This window comes from Microbacterium sp. SORGH_AS_0505 (assembly GCF_030818715.1).
Classification (GTDB): Bacteria; Actinomycetota; Actinomycetes; order Actinomycetales; family Microbacteriaceae; genus Microbacterium.
On sequence record NZ_JAUTAT010000001.1, the window covers coordinates 19,433 to 40,213 of the forward strand.

The window sequence follows — 20,781 nt, forward strand, 5'->3', positions numbered from 1 at the left end:
GTTCGACCGTACGAAGGCGGCAGAGGTGCCGTCACCCCCGGAAGTAGGTACGCGTGGGATCGTCGGCAGAGAGCGACGCGGACACGCGGCTCGTCTCCCGAGCCGTGTCCGACCTGGCCCGTCAGACCCGCTTTCCCGTCGTCTTCGGCGGCCTCGAACGAGGCGGCCGCGTTCATGTGACCGCGATCGCCGGAACCCGGACCCGCAGCATCGAGGGACTCGTCGTCGAAGCCGGTCGCGGGCTCGGCGGAGCCGCGATGCTCGAGAAGCGCCCGCGCCTGGCGCTCGACTACCGCACGGCCCGCACCATCACCCACGACTACGACCGAGCCATTCTCGGCGAAGGCATCTCGACGCTGCTGGCGGTTCCCGTCGTCGTGACGGGGCGTCCCCGCGGCATCGTCTACTGCGGGTCCTGGACCCCCGGCCCCGTCGGCGACCTCGTCAGCCGACCCGCCTTCAAAGCCGCCGACATGCTCGCGACTGAGTTGCGCGTCCGCGAAGAGGTCGACCGACGGGTCGCCGCGCTCCTTCCCAGCGAGCCCGCACTGCCCGCGGCCGCACAGGAGGATCTGCGCGAGAGCTACGCGGAGCTGCGGAGCATCGCGGCATCCGTCTCGGACCCCGCACTCCGCGACCGGATCGCCGCCGTCGAGAAGAGGCTGACGGGGATGAGCCGTCCGGCCGCCGGCGACGCGACGCTCGACGTCGCCCTCTCGCCGAGGGAGCTCGATGTCCTGGCGTGCTGCGCCCTCGGGGCGACGAATGCGGAGATCGCCGCCTCGCTGTCGCTGCGCGAGGGGACGGTCAAGTCGTACCTGCAGGCGGCGATGGCGAAGCTGGATGCCTCCACCCGCCACGCTGCCGTGGCGAAGGCGCGCCGTGCCGGCTTGCTGCCGTAGCGGCGGCCTGCACCACTAGGCTCAGCGCATGGCCCGCAAAATCGTGCACCAGCTCGTCGATGACCTGGACGGCACCGTCCTCGAGGTCGGCGACGGCGAGACCGTCCTCTTCTCCGTCGACGGCACCGCTTATGAGATCGATCTCACTCACGACAACGCGAACGCGCTCCGCGATGCGCTGGCGCCGTACGTCGAGGCCGCCCGTCGCGTGTCGAACCGCGCGAGCTCGGGCCGCCCCGCGGCGTCCTCGGGCGGAAGCCGCACGCAGAAGCGCTCCGGCCAGCGCGACTACGCCCCGATCCGGGAGTGGGCCGCGAAGAACGGCTACCAGGTGTCGGAGCGCGGGCGCGTTCCCGCGCAGGTACTCGACGCCTACGACGCTGCGCACTGACCAAGCGACGCTCCTCCCCCGGCGCTAGCCGAGGACGAGCGTCACGGCGATGATCACCATGATGACGGCGATGCCGCCGTCGAGGATCCGCCACGCACGTTCGGTGCGCAGGAGCGGCGCCAGGTAGCGCGCGCCGTAGCCGAAGAGTACGAACCACAGGGTGCTCGCGGCGATCCCGCCGGCGAGGAAGAACCAGCGGGCGTCGCCGTGGGTCGCGGCGACGGACCCGAGCACCACCGTCGTCTCCACGATGGCGTGCGGATTCAGCCAGGTGACGGCGAGGATCGTCAGAAGCGTGGCCGCCCGCGTCGCCGTGCGGGGACGGGTCAGCAGCGTGCCGGGGTGCGCGGCATCCGTCGTCTTCTCGTCCGCGGCCGCCTCGAGGCTCCCGCCGCCGCGCAGAGCCCGACGCGCACTCACGATCGCGAACCCGACGATGAAGATCGCGCCAGCCCACCGCGCCGCGGTCTCGAGCCACGGGTGCGCCGCGACGACGGTGGCGATACCGGCGACACCGATCGTCTGCAGGATCGCGTCGCTGACGACGCAGACCAGGACGACGATGCCGACGTGCTCGCGTCGCAGTCCCTGCCGGAGGACGACCGCGTTCTGCGCCCCGATCGAGACGATGAGTCCGAGGCAGAGGCCGAGGCCGGAGAGGAGGGCGACGAGTTCAGGAGGCACATCAGCGAACGTACGGAAGATGCGACATGCAGTACAGCGAATGATTCTTCACGATATGAAGGGGTGCTTCAGTAAACTCGGCTGCGTGGACATTCCGGTGGAGCACCTGCGGACCCTGGCCGCCGCCGTCGACGCCGGGACGCTGGACCGTGCAGCCGCACAGCTGGGCATCACGCCGAGCGCCGTCAGCCAGCGGATCCGCGTCATCGAGCAGCGCGTCGGACGAGTGGTCCTCCGCAGAACGAAACCCGTGACCGCGACGCCGGCCGGTGAACCGCTCGTCCGCCTGGCCCGTCAGCTCGATCTTCTCGAGCACGAGACCCGCAGTGCCCTCGGCGACGATGGCGGGCCTGCGCACGTCCCTCTCGCAGTCAACGCGGATTCGCTCATCACCTGGTTCCTGCCTGCCCTGGCCGCAGTGACCGACGCGCAGGACGTGACGTTCGAACTGCACCGCGAGGACCAGGAGCGGACCGCGCAGCTGCTCGCCGCGGGCACGGTGATGGCAGCGGTGACGTCGCAGCGCGAAGCCGTGCCGGGGTGCGTCTCCTCCCCTCTCGGCCGCATGCGGTACACGGCGGTGGCGACTCGGACGTTCGCCGACCGGTGGTTCCCGGACGGGGTGGACCGCGCCGGGCTCGAGGCGGCGCCGCGGGTCGATTTCGACCGGCACGACACCCTGCAGAGCTCCTTCGCGCGTCGGCACGGCGCACGGCGCGAGCCGCCCCGGCACATCATCAGCGCGTCCGCCGAGTTCGCGGAGGCGATCACCCTCGGACTCGGGTGGGGGATGCTCCTTCCGGGCCAGTTCGACTCGGGCGTCGCCGACGGGTCGCTGACGATCCTCACCGCGGACACCGTCGAGGTGCCGCTCTACTGGCAGAGGTGGAACCTCTCCTCCGGCCTGCTCGACACCGTGACGGACGCCGTCCGGCGCATCGCGGCGGCATCCCCCGTCCTCGTGTAGCCGCCCGACAGCACCTCGTCAATCCCCTCTGCCGAGGCCACCGCCCGGGCGATGGTGGTCACCTGGGATCAGTGTCGGCTGGGTGCGAGGGACGAGGTGCGGAACATGTATGTGGATTCAGAGACGCTGCGTGCGCTGCCGACCCGTCGCCCGGCGGATGCCTCGCCTCGGGCCTCCCGCATCCAGTGGGACCTGATCGCCGACGGTCGTTACGAGGTGCGGATCGGTGGCGAGGTCGCGGGTTTCATCGACGTCGTCGGGGCCGTGTACGTCGTCCTCACCGGCCCTCGCTACGATCGCGCCGAAGAGGTCGCTCAGACTCTCGTCTGGTCGACGGCGACCACTGCTCTCGATCAGCTCCGCGCGCGCGGCTGATCACGTCGCCGCCCGGTCGGCGACCTTCCTCGCCCGACGCGCAGCGTCACGGGCTGCGGCACGCGTCTCGGTGAGCTGCTCCGCCTCGGCCCGAGCGGCGTCGAGATCGTTCGAGGTGCGCGCACGTTCGCGCTCCAGCTCGGCGAAACGTTCCTCGAGTTCCGAGATCCGGGCGTGTGCCACCCGGACGCGTTCCTCCGCCCGAGCGAGATCCTTCTCCGCGCTCTCGGCGTGACGACGTGCCTCCGCGGCTGCTCGCTCCGCCTCGCGCGCCGCCCGCCGTTCGGCGAGTTCGTCTCCACGGTCGGGTGCGGCGGAGCCGGCGTCGAACGGACCCGACACCGCGTCCGTCAGGTCGGGCGCGTCCATGCCAGTCGCCTCGATGGGACGCAGCAGCCGCGCGCTCGCGACGGCAGCGGCGGCATCCGGATCCCGCAACGCGGCGTCGAGGGTCTGCTCGACCGACGCACGGACGGACGCGCCGACGTCCGTACCGCTGTCCTCGGCGAGAGCGACGGCACGGTCGACGAGGTCTCGGAGGATGCCGCGCCGCCGGGTCGCGAGCTCGGCGAGCGCGCGCCCGTCCGCGGCATCCACCGCTTCGCGGAAGGAGTCGGCCAGGTCGGCGGCCGGCGCGAGCGCCTGCGGGTCGCCCGCCGCGAGGAGGTTCACCACCCAAGCGGCGAGCACGGGCTTGCGGAGCCGGCCGATGGCGGCGGCGAGCTCCCGATCGCCCGCCTCCTCCGCAGCGGCTTTGCGGAGGGCGACGAAATGACCGGCCGGGGCGACACTGAGCCGCGCGGCGACCTCGATCAGCCGCGTGTCGTTATCCGGAGCGGTCATCTGCTCATCCTCTCTCACGCCCGTCGCCTCGGAGCGGCAGGATTCCTCCGACCTTCGGCATCCGTTCGATCCTGCCCGCGGTGCCGGCGCTCGTATCGTCGGAGGATGCTCGAGATGCGACCCGCTTGCGAATCCTGCGACCGAGCCCTGCCGGCGGGCGGCGAGGCTTTCATCTGCTCGTACGAGTGCACGTGGTGCGCGTCATGCGTCGCCGGATTCACAGATGCCGCCTGCCCGAACTGCGGCGGCGACCTCCAGCGCCGGCCGACTCGATCGATGCGCGCCTGATCATCTCGCCCAGAACGCAGCGGCCCCGAGCGCGACGACGCAGACGACGAGGGGGATGACAGCGCCGGCGCGACGCCGTATCGCGCCAACGGCCGCCAGGCCCACCGAAACCGCACTCACGACCAGGAAGCCGATCGTCCTGTCCCACCCCGTCTGCGTCACGACGGTGCCGTCACCCGACTCCGCCGCCCAGGTGCACCGGCGTCCCACGGGCCACGCCGTCGCCTCCGCGGAGAGGAGCGCCACTTCGGATACCGAGACACCCGGCGGGTGGTCGTCTTTCCAGCACCGCCCCTCAGCGCTCTCGCGCGTGTCGAGGAAGAGGCCTGCGACGAGCACGAGTCCGGCCAGCACGGAGAGGACGAGCATCACCCCCGTGGCCGCGCGCACGCGGAACCTACAATCCTCGAGCCACCGCGGCCGCGGCACGCATCCAGGCGTCCTTCGTCCGGGGCTGGAGCGCGTCGTAGCGGATGCGACCCGCCTTCAGGGAGTCGTCGAAGGGGATGATCTCGACCGCACGGACGTGACCCTCGAAGCCCGCGGCGATCCGCTGCGCGGCGCCGATTCCCGCACGCTCGGACTGCCCGACGACGACGACGGCGCCGTCGGCGAGCCGGCGGGAGTGCTCGTCGCGCTTGCGGAGAGCGTCGAGGAGGAGCGCAGCCGATTCCGCCGACTCGGGCGCGGCGAGCGTCGGAACGACGAGCTGGTGCGCCGAATCGATCATCCGCAGCCAGCGATCGGCCGACTCGTCGTTGCCGGAATCGAAGATCACCATGCGGTAGTACCGGGCCGCGACCTGCGCGAGCAGATCGAAGTCGGCCGTCGTGATGCGCTGGTCCGCGGCGAGCAATTCGGGGTTGGAGCGCAGCACGTCGTAGCGGTCCACCGACTGGTGATGGACGAACCGGGCGATGTCCGAGACGGATGCCGTCGCCTCGAGCAGCCGCGGGGCTTCGGGCAGCAGGTCGCGGATCGTCGTGTCGTAATCGCCTTGTTCGGTGCGCCAGCCGAGCGTTCCGCGGGTGTCGTTGTTGTCCCAGGCGAGGACGTTGCCGCCGCCGTGCCGCGCGAACACCGCGGACAGGACCGCCGTGGTCATCGTCTTGCCGACGCCGCCCTTGCCGTTCGCGACCGCGATCGCGCGGCATCCCGCCCACTGGCGCGACACCGCCTTCTCGCGCTCCGCGCGCTCGATCTCCGCCTTCGACGGCTTCACGGGAAGGCCGATGCGCACGAAGAACGCGCGCCAGCCGGTCACGGTGGCGGGGTGATCGCTCGGCGGCTCGATGAACGACGGGCGCGGACCCTGAGCAGCGGATGCCTCGAACGCAGTGTCGGCTGCGGGCGTAGCGTCGGGTGTCGTGACCTCGGGCGTGAACGCCTCGGGTGCAGCGGGCTCGGTCGCGGCGACCTCGACGGGGGCGGGCTGATCCTCCGCGGCGAAGGACGCCCGAGCGACCTCGACCGGGTCGGTCCCGGTGGTCGGCCCACCGCTCGCCGCATCGTCCGGAGCGGGTGCCGTTACGGGGGCCGCAGCAGGGATCTCGGTCACGCGGGCGGGTTCCCACCCGGCGGGAGTCGGATCGTCGAGGTCATCGTCATCGCCGTCGTCGCCGGCCGAGGGCGGGAAGAACGCGGGTACCTCTGCGACGAGGACGGGTTCGACGTGCGGCTCCGAGTCCGCCTCGGGCTCGGGGTCCGCCTCGGGCTTCGGGTCCGCCTCGGGCTCCGGGTCCGCCTCGGACCCGGGCTCTGCCTCGAGCTCCGCCTCGGGCTCGGCTTGGTCCGCCGGCTCCGGATCAGTCGTCCACCACGCCTGCTGTCGGAGCTCGGCGCGGGTCACGGTGCGGTCGTCCAGCTCGACGTCTATGTCGCCGGCAGGATCGACGACGAGTCGGTGGTCGCCGCGGTCCCCGCTCGTGAGCAGTTCGATGGGCGTGCCGGTCGCCGCGGCATCCGCTCGGACACGATCGACGACGAGGCGACGCACTGCGTCCGCGTCAGCGGCCTCGAACATCTCCTCCGCACCGTCGGTCGCCGTGAACCGTGCGGTTCCGCCGGTGACGTGCGCAGTCGCGCGTGCCGGGTCGCTGCCAATGCTCATGGGTTCCTTTCGACGGTCCGACCGCGGGGGCGGACCGCTCCCACGCTATCGCGAGCGGCGCTGAAATCCCCGGTCGACGGGCAGGAACACGACCTCAGGACACCTGATCCGGACTCGATCGTCCCAGCGACGAGACGAGGACGCGGTTGCGTGAGCGGATGAGCCGCTGCAGATAGGGCCGCAGGAGCAGCGGCTCGACGATCCACCCGAGCAATGGCGAGCGCAGGGTGATCGTGTCGGTCATGACCGTCCCGTCGCCCTCGCGCTCGAATCGGTGCTCGTGCCGGAACGACCGGAACGGCCCGCGTACCTGCTCGTCCACGAAGAGGTGGGGTCGTTCGAGCGCCGTGATCCGGGACGTCATGGTCCAGACGATCCCGAAGTGGCGCGCCCGCCAGGTGACGCTCTCACCCAGGCCGATCGTGCCGCTCGTGACACCCCCGACCGCACGCTCGCCCGACCGCCCCATCGACTCCAGGTGCGTGTCGATCGACAGCGACAGCTCGAACAGCTCCTCGGGCGTGCAGGACGCCCGAGTGACCTCGGTGAAGGTGGCGGTCATGCTGCCCAGGCTAGCCACGCCGATCTCCGACCGCCCGGCGATCGCGTCCAATAGCATGGGCGCGCGCGTTGAGTGGCTCGACGAGATCCGCGAACCAGACCGACGCGAATGAAACGGGGGATCTCAGGAATGAACAAGCCATTCAGCGCGACAGTGGCAGCGGTGGGAATCGTGTGCGTGTCGCTCTCCGGAGCCATCGCATTCCCCGCCGCTGCGGCGACCCCTGCCGCTTCCGTCCGTAGCGGACTGACCTCATCCGGCTATCAGGCCGAGATAAATGCGCTGCGAGAAGCGATCGGAAAGATCAGAGGCGGGAATGCTGCGATTCACGCCGCGGGGACGACGACCGCTAAGAAGAAGCGTGCGGATGAGCTCATCCGCACGCTGGGGAATGCGGGCAGTAGATGGCAGTCCGTCCAGTCACCTGCCTACACCGCCCAGCGCTATCTGCAAGAAGCCAAGAAGAATTCAGGGTGGGCGAGCGCGTCGAAGAAGACCCTCGATGTCGTCAAGAAACTGAACGCTTTGCTCGCTCTGTACGAGCGGGCGCAACAGGACCTGCTGGACGCCGACAAGCGTGGCGGCGGGCTGTTCGGATAGATCTCCCCGCGATTACCCCGCTCCCCCGGATCGTGTCAGAGTACCGGGGTGGCGATATCGGTGCTGGTGGTTGACGACGACGACGACATCGCCATGCTCCTCGTCTCCAGCCTCGAGCGTGCCGGGATCTCCGTCGTTCGGGCGGGCAACGGACGCGAGGGTGTCGAACGGGTGCGCGAGCACGGTCCGCGGGTCGTCCTGATGGACTGGATGATGCCCGGGACAGACGGCATCCAGGCTTCTCAGGAGATCCGTCGGAGCGTCGATATCCGGCAGCCGCACATCATCATGCTGACCGCGCGCGTCCACAGCAGCGACCGCGAGGTGGCACTCCGCGCCGGCGTGAACGAAGTCGTCGCGAAGCCGTTCCGCCCGCGCGAGATCGTCGGACACGTCAGGGAGCTCCTCGAGCTCGCGGGCTGAGGGCGGCTACGCCGTCAGCGGACATCCACCCGCGGGGGGACGCGGATGTCGGCAGGTAGTGGCACTCTGAGATCCATGCTCGGAACCCTTCTGGTCCGGTACCTCCGGACCTACCGCTGGCTGCTGATCGGCGTGCTGATCTTCCAGTTCGCCTCCGCCATGGCGGCGCTGTACCTCCCTCGGCTGAACGCCGACATCATCGACAAGGGCGTCACCCAGGGCGACGTCGGCTACATCTGGTCGCACGGCGTGCTCATGCTCGCCATCGCACTCGGCCAGATCGTCGCCTCGATCGTGGCCACTTTCTTCGCGGCCCGCGCCGCGATGGCCGTCGGCCGCGACATCCGGCGAGACGTCTTCGAACGGGTCAGCGGATTCTCCGAACGCGAAGTGACGCAGTTCGGTGCCGGATCGCTCATCACGCGCAACACGAACGACGTGCAGCAGGTGCAGATGCTGGCGATGATGGGCGCGACGATGCTCGTCACCGCTCCCCTGCTCGCCATCGGCGGGATCATCATGGCCCTGCAGCAGGACGTCGGCCTCAGCTGGCTGATCGGCGTATCCGTGCCGGCGCTGCTGGTGATCGGCATCCTCATCATCAGCCGCATGGTGCCGTTGTTCCGCAGCTACCAGACCAAGCTCGACGCCGTGAACCGGATCCTGCGCGAGCAGCTCACCGGTGTGCGCGTCGTCCGCGCCTTCGTGCGCGAGCCGATCGAGGAGGAGCGCTTCCGAGGCGCGAACACCGACATCCTCGTCGTCGGCCGCAAGGTCGGGTCGCTGTTCGTCCTGATGTTCCCCCTCGCGATGCTCGTGCTCAATGTCACGGTGGTCGGCGTCATCTGGTTCGGCGGCATCGAGGTCAACGAGGGGTCCGTGCAGATCGGGACTCTGTTCGCCTTCATGCAGTACATCGGCCAGATCCTCATGGGCGTCCTGATGGCCACCTTCATGACGATCATGATCCCGCGTGCCGCCGTCTCGGCAGACCGCATCGGCGAGGTCCTCACAGTTGACGGCGGACTCGCCCGTCCCGCGCAGCCTGTGCGGGACTTCCCCCGGCCCGGTGCCGTCGAGTTCGAGGATGTGTCCTTCACCTACCCCGGCGCCGACTCGCCCGTTCTCGAAGGCCTGACTTTCGCCGCCGCCCCCGGCGAGACGGTCGCCGTGGTCGGCTCGACCGGTGCGGGAAAGACAACGCTCGTCTCGCTCATCCCCCGCCTCTTCGACGTCACCGGCGGCTCGGTGAGGGTCGCCGGCGTCGACGTGCGGGAGGCCGACCTCGACGAGCTCTGGAGAGGCATCGGCCTGGTCCCCCAGCGGGCCTTCCTCTTCACCGGAACCGTTGCGTCCAATCTGCGCTTCGGGCGCGAGGACGCGACCGACGACGAGATCTGGCACGCCTTGGAGATCGCGCAGGGTCGCGACTTCGTGGAGGAGATGGAGGGCGGTCTCGACGCCCGCATCGCGCAGGGAGGTACGAACGTCTCGGGCGGTCAGCGGCAGCGGCTGTCGATCGCCCGCGCCGTCGTGCACCGCCCCGACATCCTCGTGTTCGACGACTCGTTCTCGGCCCTCGACCTCTCGACCGACGCGCGACTACGACAGGCCCTGTGGCGCGAATTGCCGGAGGTGACGAAGATCGTCGTCGCCCAGCGCGTGTCGACGATCATGGACGCCGACCGGATCGTCGTCCTCGACGCCGACCGCATGGTCGGCGTGGGCACGCACAGCGAACTCCTCGCGACCAACGAGACGTACCGCGAGATCGTCGAATCGCAGCTGGGAGTGGACGCATGAGCTCGCCCGACACGCAGATGACCGAAGACGAGAAGCTCGAGGCCGAGCTCGCCGAGCAGGCGCGCCTGAACAGCGGATCGTGGGATTCGGTCGCGCCCGGCAAAGCGTCGCAGTTCGGTCCGAGCTTCGTCCGCATGATCGGGCTGCTGGCTCCGTTCAAGTGGATGTTCGGTCTCGTCACCGTCGCCGGAGCCATCGGCGTGGTGCTCGCGGTCATCGCTCCGAAGGTGCTCGGAGAGGCGACGAACATCGTCTTCGAGGGCTTCCTGTCGAAGACCCTCGGCGACAACCCGGCCTTCGCGGGACTGACCCAGAGTCAGACGGTCGACGCGCTCCGCAGCCAGGGCCAGAACGACTTCGCGAACATCGTCGCCGCGATGCAGAGCTACACGCCCGGGTCGGGCGTCGACTTCGACGCCCTCAAGGTGATCATCACGTGGGTGCTCGTCATCTACGTGTTCTCAGCGATCCTGACGTGGGCGCAGGGCTATGTCATCAACGTCATCATGGTGCGCACCATGTGGCGTCTGCGCGAAGACGTCGAAGCGAAGCTGAACCGTCTGCCGCTGTCGCACTTCGACCGCGTCCAGCGCGGTGAACTCATCTCGCGCGTCACGAACGACATCGACAACATCACGCAGACGATGCAGCAGTCCCTGTCGGGAGCATTGACGGCCGTGCTCACGGTCGTGGGCGTGCTCGTCATGATGTTCTCCATCTCGTGGCAGCTCGCGATCGTGGCGCTCATCGCCCTTCCCCTCATGGCGATCATCTTCGGCGTCATCGGCCCGAAGTCGCAGAAGGCCTTCGGCGTGCAGTGGCGCAAGGTCGGCCGGCTGAACGCCCGCGTCGAGGAGTCCTTCTCGGGTCACTCGCTCGTCCGCGTGTTCGGCCGCGAGGCAGACGCGCGCGCGAGGTTCCAGGAGGAGAACGAGGAGCTTTATCAGGCCGCGTTCAAGGCGCAGTTCCTCTCGGGCATGATCATGCCGTCCATGACGTTCGTCGGCAGCCTCACCTATGTCGGCATCGCCGTACTCGGCGGACTGCAGGTCGCCAGCGGCCAGCTTCGTCTCGGCGACGTGCAGGCGTTCATCCAGTACTCGCAGCAGTTCACGCAGCCGTTGTCGGAGCTCGGCGGCATGGCCGCGGTCGTCCAGTCGGGCACCGCGTCTGCCGAGCGCGTGTTCGAACTCCTCGACGCCGACGAGCAGGAACCGGATGCCGCCGACGCCCCCGCCCGTGGCGACGGCCGCGGTGTCATCGAGTTCGAGCACGTGAAGTTCGCGTACGCGCCCGAGCACCCACTCATCACGGACCTGTCGTTCCGGGTCGAGCCGGGGCAGACCGTGGCGATCGTCGGTCCCACGGGCGCCGGCAAGACGACGCTCGTGAACCTGCTCATGCGGTTCTACGAGCTCGACGGTGGTCGCATCCTGCTCGACGGTCAGGACATCGCGCAGCTCTCGCGCGATGACGTGCGCTCGCGCACCGGCATGGTGCTGCAGGACCCGTGGCTGTTCGCCGGGACGATCCGCGAGAACATCCGTTACGGCCGCGAATCGGCGACCGACGACGAGATCGTGGATGCCGCGGTCGCGACCCGCGTGGACCGGTTCGTCCGCTCGCTGCCCGATGGCTACGAGACGCTCCTCGACGAGGACGCCTCGAACGTGTCGGCCGGCGAGAAGCAGCTCATCACGATCGCGCGTGCCTTCGTGGCACAGCCGGCGGTGCTGATCCTCGACGAGGCGACGTCATCCGTGGACACGCGCACCGAGCTCCTGCTGCAGCACGCGATGGCGGCGCTGCGCGAGGGACGCACCTCGTTCGTCATCGCGCACCGCCTGTCGACGATCCGCGACGCCGACCTCATCCTCGTAATGGAGCACGGCGACATCGTCGAGAAGGGCACGCACGAAGAGCTCATCGGTCAGCAGGGCGCCTACTACCGCCTCTACCGCTCGCAGTTCGAGCAGGCGCACGACGACCTGGTCGACGCGGCACCGGCCGAGGAGGGTGCTCCCCCGGCCGAGTGAGAGTGGAGGGGAATACGACCGTGCTGACGTGTCGTTGCCCCTCAACATGAGCCTGTACGAATCCGCCGTCTTCGGCGCCCTCGATCTGTCCAACCGTGTCGTCATGGCACCCCTCACCCGCACGCGGGCTGCGGAGGACGGTGTGCCGAACGATGTGATGGTCGAGTACTACCGCCAGCGCGCCGGTGTCGGCCTCATCGTCACCGAGGGCACCTGGCCCGTGGTCGCCGGCAAGTCCTACCCCGGCCAGCCGGGCATCGAGACCGAAGAGCAGATCGCCGGCTGGCGTCGCGTCGCCGACGCCGTGCACGCCGAGGGCGGCACGATCGTCATGCAGCTGATGCACGGCGGGCGCGTCTCGCACCCCGAGATCTCGGGCGTCGACCTGGTCGTCGGCCCGAGCGCCATCGCCTCCCCCGGCCAGGGGCGCACGGTGACGGGCGAGAAGGTCGACCTCCCCGTCCCGCACGCCCTCACGACGGCGGAGGTCGCAGAGACCGTCGCGCAGTTCGTGCAGGCGGCGCGGAACGCGATCGCGGCAGGCATGGACGGGGTGGAGGTCCACGGCGCGAACAGCTACCTGGTGCACCAGTTCCTCTCCCCCGAATCCAACGTCCGGGGCGACGTCTACGGCGGCTCGCCCGAGAACCGCGCGCGGTTCGGCGTCGAGGTGACCCGTGCGGTCGCCGAGGCCGTCGGGGCGGAGCGCACCGGCATCCGTCTCTCGCCGCAGCACCAGATTCCGGGGGTCCTCGAGAGCGACGATGCCGATGCGCGAGCGACGTACACGGCTCTTGCCGAGGGTCTCGCGCCGCTCGGCCTGGCGTTCGTCGACATCCTGCACGCCGAGCCGAAGAGCGACCTCGTCCAGCACATCCGCCACACGGCGGGTGCGCCGACGATCCTCAACTCGGGTTTCGGCGTCGTCACGTCCCGCGAAGAGGCCGAGGAGCTCGTGCTCGAAGGCTGGGCTGATGCCGTCGCGGTGGGCCGCCCGGTCATCGCCAACCCGGACCTGCCGACCCGCTGGGAGCAGCGCGCCGAGCTCAACGAGCCGCGCCCGGAGCTCTTCTACACCGGCGGAGCAGAGGGCTACACGGACTACCCGTCGCTCGCCGAGGTGCGCGCGGAGCGCTGAGCCCGCCGCCCGCCCCGATCAGTCGCCGGCGACGAAGTCGAACTCCTGGAAGTCGCGGACCTCGTGGCTCCAGCGACTCTCGACGAAGGCGACGTGGTCGGGGTGGGCGTTGTACGCGTCGTAGGCGGCTTGGTCGTCGAACAGCATCGTGAACTGCCAGCGCAGATCGCTCTTCGGGCTGATCTGACGATTGATGCGGAACTGCTGAACGCCGGGGATGGCGGTGAGGGACCGCTGCGCGTCCGTCAGGAAAGTCTTCTCTTCGGACGAGTCCTCCGCGTGGTGCAGGGCGAAGACGACGGTGTGCTGGATGGTCATGGTGACCAAGGCTAACCCCGGGCCGCCCTCGTCGCTCAGCCGGCGGCGATCTGGCGACGCACCTCGTCGATGGTCGCCATGACCGAGACGACCTCGTCGTGCGGGTGCAGCGGCGACTCGAGGAGCCCGGCTGCCACGAACGACGCGAACGCTGTCGCCTGGTAGCCGAGGCCGTCGTGCACCTGCGGAAGAGCGTCGTCGCGCCACTCCTCGACCTCGCCGTCCGACAGGGTGAGGCGGATGCCGCTCGGCCCGTAGAACGGGCTCAGCACGTCGAGCCGGCCGCGGGAGCCGAAGACGGATGCCTCGATCGGGGTGATCGCGCCGAAGGTCGTCGTGAGCGCGGCTTGGGCCCCGGCATCCGTCCGCAGGGCGATCGTGGCGCTGTCGTCGACGCCGGTCGGCGCGAGGGTACCGACGGAGCGGATCGTGGCGGGCGGTCCGATGATGGACGAGGCGAAGGCGACGATGTAGACACCGAGGTCCAGCATCGCGCCGCCGCCGAGCGCCGGGTCGAACATGCGGCTCGTGGGGTCGAATTCGACCAGCGAGCCGAAGTCGGCTCGGACGAGGTCGATCTCGCCGAGGGTTCCCGCTTCGAGCAGCTGACGGATCACGTCGGCCTGCGGCAGGTATCGGGTCCACATCGCCTCGGCGACGAGGACACCCGCTGCGCGTCCGGCGTCGAGGATCTCGCGCGCATCGGCGGCGGTCATCGCGATCGGCTTCTCGATGAGCACGTGCTTTCCGGCGGCGATGGCGGCGAGCGCCTGCTCGCGGTGAAGCGGATGCGGCGTGGCGACGTACACGACGTCGACCTCGGGATCGGCGACGAGCGCTTCGACGGTGGGGTGTACGCGCGCGATGCCGTGCCGCTCTGCGAAGGCCCGGGTCTTCGCCGCGTCGCGCGCCGTCACGGCGACGGCACGCTGCACTGTGTGCGCGTGGATCGCGTGCACGAACTGGTCGGCGATGCCGGTGCCGATGACGCCCCAGCGAAGGGCGAGGACAGCGGCAGGGTCGATCAGGCGCGGCGCGGGGATGAGAGGCATCCCGCCATCTTGGCGCATTCGCTCAGCGCTTCGTCAGCAGACCCGCCCCGTCGAGCGCCTGACCCAGCGCGGGTGCGATGTGCTCCGCGTATTCGACGGTCAGGTGGGTCTGGTCGTACTTCGTCGGGATCGTGCCGGCGAAGGGCGGGCAGACACCGTCGACGCACGTGAACGGCAGCGATGACATCGCGTGGTCGCCGGCCGTCTTCGCCGCGTGCTCGGACGCGGCCTCCATCTCGCGCCACGTGGTGTCGACGGTGCTGTCGCACGCCTTCGGGGACGACGACGGCGTGTAGCAGGCGGCGAGGCTGACGCCCTGCGGCGGCGGGGCGAGGTGCAGCATCCGCTCTCCCACGTCGTACGAGTTCGCCTCGCGTCGCTGCGCCGCGATGAGGTTCTCGGCCGAGAGGTCGGTGCCGTCGACCGACTGCCCGAGGGTGTACGCGTTGGACATCACGACCAGGTCCGGCTTGTCGGCGAGGATCGCCGCACGCACCGCGGCCTTGCGCGCCTGGCATCCCGCCATCACCCGGGGATCGTCGTTCTGCACGAGGACGTCGGTGAAGCGGCATCCGTACATGCCCATGGCCGAGACGCGGATGCCGCCGGCGCTGTCGTCGGCGATGCGGCGGAACGCGGGCGCATACGCCATCGCGGTCGAGTCGCCGACGAGCCAGATGTGCACGGGAGCGTCACCGCTCCCCCACCCGCAGGCGGTCGTCGCCTCCGGCGAGAAGCAATCGTGGGCGGGGTTCGCTGCCGACGACGCGACCATCACCCGGTCGAGCGACGGGCTCAGGGACGGCCACGCGTCAGCGGCGGCAGCCGACGCGAGCTCGGCCTGCAGGTCGGCGGTCGGGTCGCCCGAGACGGTCGGCGCCGAGGCTGCCGGGGCGAGCTCGGGGAGGCCGAACCGCGGACCGTGACCGGATGCCGTCACGCCGAGGGTGCCCGCGAGGGCCACGACGATGAGCGCCGCAGTCGCGAGGAAGACCTGCGGGGCGAAGCGCTCGCGCCACGCGGCCATGACGTCCCCGCGCGGCTCGGAGACGGGGTCGACCGCGGCCACAGGGACGACTGGCGCGGCGACCACCGCGGCAGGCTCGATACGCGGAGCCGCTGGGCGCGACGATCCCGGGAAATACCGCGTCCCCGGCGTCCACCCCTCAGGACGGGTCGTCGCAACCGCGACGACCGGCGCGGGAGCCGGCTCCGGGTCGGCGTCCGGTGCGGAAGCGGGCGCGTCGGCGCGCGGCATCCCACCGAGGAACGGCGCGTAGCGCAGCGGCTGCTCGATGATCAGGTAGGACGCGAGCCCGAGGACGACGCTCGCGCCGAGGACGATCCAGAGATGCCACTCGGATGCCGGGAGCAGAACGGCCGCGAAGACCACGACCGGGAAGTGCCAGAGGTAGAGCGAGTACGACGCGTCACCGACGAAGACGGTGACCGGGTTCGTGAGCGGGAAGAGGTGACGATGCCGGGGGTCTCCCCCGACACCTCCCGCGATCGCGAGCGCCGCGGCGGCGACGGGCGCCGCAGCCCACGGGGCGGGAAAGCCTCCGCTGGTCGGATCGATGAGCAGCAGCGAGGCGGCGATCCCCGCGAAGCCGGTCCACTGCAGCATCCCGCCGAGCGCGCGAGGGATGCGGCGCAGCAGGGGAACGAGCACGGCGACGAGCGCGCCGAGGCCGAGCTCCCACGCGCGGGTCAGGGTGGAGAAGTACGCGACGGTCGCCTGCGCATCGGACTGGACGAGAGCCCAGACGAACGACCCCGCCACGACCGTCCCGGCGAGGACGCCCGCGATGATTCTGACCCGCGTGCGACCGGTGAGGGCGACGACGACGAGGAGGAGCAGCGGCCACACGAGGTAGAACTGCTCCTCGACCGACAGCGACCAGAAGTGCTGCAGCGGCGAGACGGCGCCGGTGTCGGCGAAGTAGTCGGTGCCCTGCGCGGCGAAGTTCCAGTTCGAGGCGAAGACGGCGGCCCAGGCGGCATCCCACAGCGTCTGCTCAGCGCGGGTGCGGTTGAACAGGAACCAGCCGGCGACCCCGACGGCGATCAGCACGGTCAGCGCCGCGGGCAGCAGGCGGCGCGCTCGACGCGCGTAGAACGAGCCGAGCGAGAGCCGGCCGGTGTCACGCTCTTCGCGCAGCAGCATCCCGGTGATGAGGAATCCCGAGATGACGAAGAAGACGTCGACGCCCATGACCCCGCCCGCCGGCCATCCTGCGGCGTGTGCGCCGATGACCGCGAGGACGGCAAGGGCGCGAAGGCCTTGGATGTCGCGGCGCGGTGGAGCGGGGGTGTGGATCGGAGAGTGCATGGGGAATGCCGACGAAGAGTCTATGGGATCGCTCCCAGGCGGTCAGTTCCGGTCGGCGACGATCTCGTCCCCCACGTGCACCGTGCCGCCGTCGCCGACCGGAAGCAGCAGGATGCCGAGGGTCGCCTCGCTCTGACCGAACTCGGTCGTGAGCACGCGCAGCAGTCGCGCATCGCGCTCGCCGGTGTCGGGATTCGCGGTGATCGCGGCGCATCGACCGATGGGGCGTTGGACCTCGAACTCGACGTCGCCGATGCGGACGCGGCCCGACCAGTCGAGCTCCTCCCACGGCGCGGTGCCCGAGACGACGATGTTGGAGCGGAAGCGGCGGTCGTCGACGGGTGCGGGCACGGCGGCATCCACCTGCGCGACCGTCGACTCGCCGTGGAGCGAGACGTAGCCGCGCGCCCGGTCCTGGAATCGGGATGTGACGCCGTCACCGATGAGTCGGAGGGGCAGGACGCCCTCGCGCCGCAGGAACCTCGCGTCCGAGGAGCGTTCGACGAAGCCGGTGACGGCATCCTCGAGCTCGCGGCGGCCCGCGTCATCGAGCCCCGCTTCGACCAACAGGCAGCCGTTCTCGCTGATACGGACGACGCCATCTTGGAGTTCGACGTGCAGGCGGGCGATGGACGGGAAGTCCATGAGCACGAGGCCGCGGCTCTTCGGCCAGGAGTCGAGGCCGTCATCGTCCTCGGGAGCCGTGGCGTCGGCGAAGCGGAAGGCGAGCACGCGGTCGCCGGCGATACGCCCGTCGGCCTGCACGACGAGTTCGGCGCGAGGTTCGGGCGTGAAGCCCTTGATCGGATACCGGTAGAGCGACGAGACAGCAGCCATGGCTCTAGCGTGCACCACTCGCAGGCGTGGCTCCGGTCAGATTTTCTTCCTGGCGGCGCTCCGTCGGATGAAGCCGAACACGAGGGTGCCGACGAAGAGCACGATGCCGATGAGGCCGAGCCAGAAGAGACCCTCGAACGCGAAACCGACGATCGACAGCACCACCCAGATGATCAGCAAGATGATGAGAACTGTCCACATAGTGCTCACCGTACGCGGGATGGGGTGAAGAAGATACGGTCACGCCTGCTGATAGTGACGCACCCGCTCGTCGCGCTCGATGAGGAACTCGTCGTCCTCCGGGTAGAACACCGCACGTTCGATGTCGTCGCCGGCGAAGGCAGCGATCACGGCGAGGTTCTCCCACCGCGACAGGGTCGTGATCTCCGTGCGGCCGTCGCCGAGATCGCGCGTCAGCAGCCACGCTCCGAGGTTGCCGGGGGTGGCGCGATACGCATCCATGCCGGTGCGCTCCACGTACCGGATGTAGCGGTCCGCGTCTTCAGCGCGCACCACACCGGTCCACATCCGGACGACGGGTTGACCACTGAAATGCGTCACGCGCCCACCCTTGCAGAGGTGGACGCGTGACGCCAGGGATGCCGGGGGTCAGCTGCCGAGCTTCGACAGCTCCGCGAACTCCTCGTCGGTGAGCTCGATGACCGCACCCTGGAGGTTGTCCTCGAGGTGAGCGACGCTCGACGTGCCGGGGATCGGGAGCATGACCGGCGAACGCTTCAGCAGCCACGCGAGCGCCACCTGCGCGGGGGTCGCGTTCTTGCGCTCGGCGATGTCGGTCAGCGGGGAGTCGGGGCCCGTGAGGCCGCCGGTCGCGAGCGGGAACCACGGGATGAAGCCGATGCCCTGCTCCTCAGACCAGTCGAGGAGGGCCTCGGCGTCGCGGTGCTGCAGGTTGTAGAGGTTCTGCACGGTGACGATCTCCGCAATCTCCTGAGCCGCCTTCACCTCGTCGATGGAGACCTCGGAGAGGCCGATGTGACGGATCTTCCCCTCGTCCTGCAGCGCCTTCAGCTCGCCGACCTGGTCCTCGAGCGGAACCTTCGGGTCGATGCGGTGCAGCTGGAACAGGTCGATGCGCTCGAGACCGAGGCGCCGGAGGCTCATCTCCGCGCCCTGGCGCAGGAACTCGGGGCGTCCGAGCGGGGGCCACACGTTCGGGCCGGTGCGGGTGAGGCCGGACTTGGTCGCGATGACGACGTCGTCGGCGTAGGGGTGCAGCGCCTCCTTGAGGAGCTCCTCGGCGACGTAGGGCCCGTAGGACTCAGCGGTGTCGAAGAAGTTTACACCGAGCTCGACGCTGCGACGGAGGACGCGAATGGCCTCGTCGTGGTCCTTCGGCGGACCCCAGACGCCGGGGCCGGTGAGCTGCATGGTGCCGTAACCGAGACGGTTGACCTCGAGGTCTCCGCCGATGCGGAACGTGCCGGACGACTGTGCAGGCTTCGTGTTGTTCGTCATGGGGAGGTGCAGCGCATCAGCCCGCCGGAACATTCCCGTTCGTCAGCTTTTCGCGCCGGTGAGGGCGAGTGCGCCGCCGAGCCCGATCATGAGGACGCCACCGGCGCCCGACAGGGTGGACAGCCGCCGCGGCGAGCGCCCGAACCAGGTTCGCGCGGTGCCGGCCGCGACGGCCCAGGTGCTGTCGCAGATGAGAGCGATCACCTGGAAGATGAGGCCGAGCAGGAGCAGCTGCGCCCAGATCGGGCCCGCATCCCGCGCGACGAACTGCGGCAGGACGGCGACGAAGAACGCGATGGTCTTCGGGTTGGTGAGCCCGACGATGAAGCCCTGTCGCAGAAGGGTGACGACGGATGCCGATCCGCGCCCGTCCCGCTCGGCTCGGTGCCTCCGATGCCGGATCGCCTGCACGCCGAGGTAGACGAGGTAGATCGCCCCGACGACCTTGATCGCCGTGAACGCGACGACGGATGAGGCGACGATCGCGCCGACACCGAACGCGACGAGGAGGATCGCCGGGATGTTCCCGAGGGAGTTTCCGAGCACGCTGAGGACGCCCGCGCGGCGCCCGAGCGCAATGGAGCGGCCCACCACGAAGAGGACGCCGGGACCCGGGATGACGATGATCACGATCGACGCCAAGGCGAAGGCGACGAGGTTCTCGATCGGGATCATGAGGGAACGTTATCGCGCCCGGCATCCGTCTCCGACCGTGCCGCCTAGGCGCCGATAGGGCGAAGCCCCTCGGGCGATTCGATGAGCATCTCGAGGTCGCCGAGCGCGGGCCAGTCGCCGAGCTCTGCGAGGTCGCCGCCGGACTCGTACCAGGCGTCGCGCTGCTCGGACGTCCAGTCGGCGCCTTCGTCGACGAAGACACTCGTGAGCACACCGTCCGTCACCATGAGCCGCACGTCGAACGTGACATCGCCCAGGGCGCGGAACCGACCGACGACCGGGAACGTCGCGTGCGCCGGAACGGCCCGCGGCAGATCGTCGGCGACGAGGAGCTGCGCGTCCGGCCAGAACCCGCCGTCGCTGTCGTCGAAGACGAGACGCTCCGCATGTGCGAGCTGGGCGCGGAGCTCCGGCGCGCCGAACAGGTCGGTGGCGGCGAGCAGGTGCGCAGCGAGAGCCCGGACGTCCTCCGGCAGGTCGACGGCGATTTCCTGCGCCTCGGGGGTGTCCTGCGGAGTGTCGAGGGTGCGGCTCGCCCACCACGAGCCGAAGGCGAGGATGGCCCCTCCGACTGCCAGCCAACGGCGGGGATGCCGCGCGCCGGTTCGCGCGATCGCGCCTTGCACGCGGGCATCCACCGCTTCGCCTGCATCGGCGAAGCCGAGGGCCGCACCGGCGGTGCCCGCGACGAGGGCCGCCCGCCCGGCCGGCGGGACGGCGCCGCTCGGACCGCTGCTGCGGAGACCGACGCCGACGGTCCAGGCGGCGAGCCCCGCGTTCGCCAGGCGGTAGACGAGGCGCTGCCCGACGGTGAGACGGCGTGGGTCGATGAGGGTGAGGGCGCCGACGACGCACGACGACACGACGCCGTGGGTGATGGAGGTGGAATCGTTCAGGGCACGAAGAGCGGAGCGGATCGGCATACTCCGAGGGTAACGATCGCCGACTCCGCGCCGGGGCCCGCGA

24 protein-coding genes are annotated in these 20,781 nt (G+C 69.9%); 10 read left to right on the top strand and 14 right to left on the bottom strand.

Annotated features, from left to right (window positions below):
- The first annotated feature begins 53 nt into the window (after positions 1–53).
- A complete protein-coding gene (locus QE428_RS00115) occupies positions 54–902 on the top strand; it encodes a LuxR C-terminal-related transcriptional regulator (protein WP_091355089.1) in 849 nt (282 codons plus the stop codon).
- Between the two features lie 28 nt (positions 903–930).
- On the top strand, positions 931–1,293 hold the full coding sequence (locus QE428_RS00120) for an Lsr2 family protein (protein WP_091355094.1): 363 nt from the start codon (positions 931–933) through the stop codon (positions 1,291–1,293).
- A 24-nt stretch (positions 1,294–1,317) separates the two neighbouring features.
- Here QE428_RS00120 and QE428_RS00125 read toward each other — a convergent pair whose 3' ends face one another.
- Positions 1,318–1,977 (bottom strand): LysE/ArgO family amino acid transporter, encoded by a 660-nt coding sequence (locus tag QE428_RS00125; RefSeq protein WP_307461681.1) that lies wholly within the window; start codon positions 1,975–1,977, stop codon positions 1,318–1,320.
- Positions 1,978–2,062: 85 nt separating this feature from the next.
- Between QE428_RS00125 and QE428_RS00130 the strand changes: the two genes are divergently transcribed.
- The gene (locus QE428_RS00130) at positions 2,063–2,944 is read left to right on the top strand and encodes a LysR family transcriptional regulator ArgP (protein WP_307461683.1); all 882 of its coding nucleotides are present in this window, start codon (positions 2,063–2,065) and stop codon (positions 2,942–2,944) included.
- A 105-nt stretch (positions 2,945–3,049) separates the two neighbouring features.
- Positions 3,050–3,319 (top strand): hypothetical protein, encoded by a 270-nt coding sequence (locus QE428_RS00135; protein WP_091355107.1) that lies wholly within the window; start codon positions 3,050–3,052, stop codon positions 3,317–3,319.
- Here QE428_RS00135 and QE428_RS00140 read toward each other — a convergent pair whose 3' ends face one another.
- Complete coding sequence (locus tag QE428_RS00140) at positions 3,320–4,162, bottom strand: hypothetical protein (protein ID WP_307461687.1); 843 nt, start codon at positions 4,160–4,162, stop codon at positions 3,320–3,322.
- 114 nt (positions 4,163–4,276) lie between these two features.
- On the opposite strand from QE428_RS00140, the gene QE428_RS00145 reads away from it, so the two are divergent.
- Positions 4,277–4,450 (top strand): DUF1272 domain-containing protein, encoded by a 174-nt coding sequence (locus QE428_RS00145; protein ID WP_307470570.1) that lies wholly within the window; start codon positions 4,277–4,279, stop codon positions 4,448–4,450.
- Here QE428_RS00145 and QE428_RS00150 read toward each other — a convergent pair whose 3' ends face one another.
- The 3 genes from QE428_RS00150 to QE428_RS00160 form a co-directional block, all read right to left on the bottom strand.
- Entirely contained in the window at positions 4,451–4,840 is a 390-nt protein-coding gene (locus tag QE428_RS00150) for a hypothetical protein (protein ID WP_307461690.1), read from the bottom strand.
- Positions 4,841–4,847: 7 nt separating this feature from the next.
- Complete coding sequence (locus QE428_RS00155) at positions 4,848–6,560, bottom strand: AAA family ATPase (RefSeq protein ID WP_307461692.1); 1,713 nt, start codon at positions 6,558–6,560, stop codon at positions 4,848–4,850.
- A gap of 94 nt (positions 6,561–6,654) precedes the next feature.
- Entirely contained in the window at positions 6,655–7,122 is a 468-nt protein-coding gene (locus tag QE428_RS00160; protein ID WP_307461694.1) for an SRPBCC family protein, read from the bottom strand.
- Positions 7,123–7,251: 129 nt separating this feature from the next.
- On the opposite strand from QE428_RS00160, the gene QE428_RS00165 reads away from it, so the two are divergent.
- The 5 genes from QE428_RS00165 (at position 7,252) to QE428_RS00185 (ending at position 13,122) form a co-directional block, all read left to right on the top strand.
- A complete protein-coding gene (locus QE428_RS00165) occupies positions 7,252–7,722 on the top strand; it encodes a hypothetical protein (protein WP_307461696.1) in 471 nt (156 codons plus the stop codon).
- 48 nt (positions 7,723–7,770) lie between these two features.
- Complete coding sequence (locus tag QE428_RS00170; protein WP_307461698.1) at positions 7,771–8,145, top strand: response regulator; 375 nt, start codon at positions 7,771–7,773, stop codon at positions 8,143–8,145.
- A gap of 75 nt (positions 8,146–8,220) precedes the next feature.
- On the top strand, positions 8,221–9,948 hold the full coding sequence (locus tag QE428_RS00175) for an ABC transporter ATP-binding protein (protein WP_307461700.1): 1,728 nt from the start codon (positions 8,221–8,223) through the stop codon (positions 9,946–9,948).
- Positions 9,945–11,984, top strand: a complete 2,040-nt coding sequence (locus QE428_RS00180; protein WP_307461702.1) for an ABC transporter ATP-binding protein — start codon at positions 9,945–9,947, stop codon at positions 11,982–11,984. Before QE428_RS00175 ends, QE428_RS00180 begins: the two co-directional genes overlap by 4 nt.
- Positions 11,985–12,030: 46 nt before the next feature.
- Entirely contained in the window at positions 12,031–13,122 is a 1,092-nt protein-coding gene (locus tag QE428_RS00185) for an alkene reductase (protein WP_307470572.1), read from the top strand.
- A gap of 18 nt (positions 13,123–13,140) precedes the next feature.
- Here the strand turns inward: QE428_RS00185 and QE428_RS00190 are convergent, their stop codons facing one another.
- The 9 genes from QE428_RS00190 to QE428_RS00230 are packed head-to-tail and all read right to left on the bottom strand — an operon-like array spanning position 13,141 to position 20,738.
- Positions 13,141–13,440 (bottom strand): Dabb family protein, encoded by a 300-nt coding sequence (locus QE428_RS00190; RefSeq protein WP_307461705.1) that lies wholly within the window; start codon positions 13,438–13,440, stop codon positions 13,141–13,143.
- 35 nt (positions 13,441–13,475) lie between these two features.
- Positions 13,476–14,492, bottom strand: a complete 1,017-nt coding sequence (locus QE428_RS00195) for a Gfo/Idh/MocA family protein (protein ID WP_307461708.1) — start codon at positions 14,490–14,492, stop codon at positions 13,476–13,478.
- Positions 14,493–14,514: 22 nt separating this feature from the next.
- Entirely contained in the window at positions 14,515–16,824 is a 2,310-nt protein-coding gene (locus QE428_RS00200; protein WP_307461711.1) for an acyltransferase family protein, read from the bottom strand.
- Positions 16,825–16,866: 42 nt separating this feature from the next.
- Positions 16,867–17,661, bottom strand: a complete 795-nt coding sequence (locus tag QE428_RS00205) for an MOSC domain-containing protein (RefSeq protein ID WP_307461714.1) — start codon at positions 17,659–17,661, stop codon at positions 16,867–16,869.
- Between the two features lie 36 nt (positions 17,662–17,697).
- Positions 17,698–17,862, bottom strand: coding sequence for a hypothetical protein (locus QE428_RS00210; protein WP_172824673.1), 165 nt, complete (start codon positions 17,860–17,862; stop codon positions 17,698–17,700).
- Positions 17,863–17,901: 39 nt separating this feature from the next.
- On the bottom strand, positions 17,902–18,222 hold the full coding sequence (locus QE428_RS00215) for a hypothetical protein (protein ID WP_307461719.1): 321 nt from the start codon (positions 18,220–18,222) through the stop codon (positions 17,902–17,904).
- A 48-nt stretch (positions 18,223–18,270) separates the two neighbouring features.
- Positions 18,271–19,140, bottom strand: coding sequence for an aldo/keto reductase (locus tag QE428_RS00220; protein WP_307470574.1), 870 nt, complete (start codon positions 19,138–19,140; stop codon positions 18,271–18,273).
- Positions 19,141–19,182: 42 nt separating this feature from the next.
- Positions 19,183–19,815 (bottom strand): LysE family translocator, encoded by a 633-nt coding sequence (locus QE428_RS00225; protein WP_307461721.1) that lies wholly within the window; start codon positions 19,813–19,815, stop codon positions 19,183–19,185.
- Positions 19,816–19,859: 44 nt separating this feature from the next.
- A complete protein-coding gene (locus tag QE428_RS00230; protein WP_307461724.1) occupies positions 19,860–20,738 on the bottom strand; it encodes a hypothetical protein in 879 nt (292 codons plus the stop codon).
- Positions 20,739–20,781 lie beyond the last annotated feature (43 nt).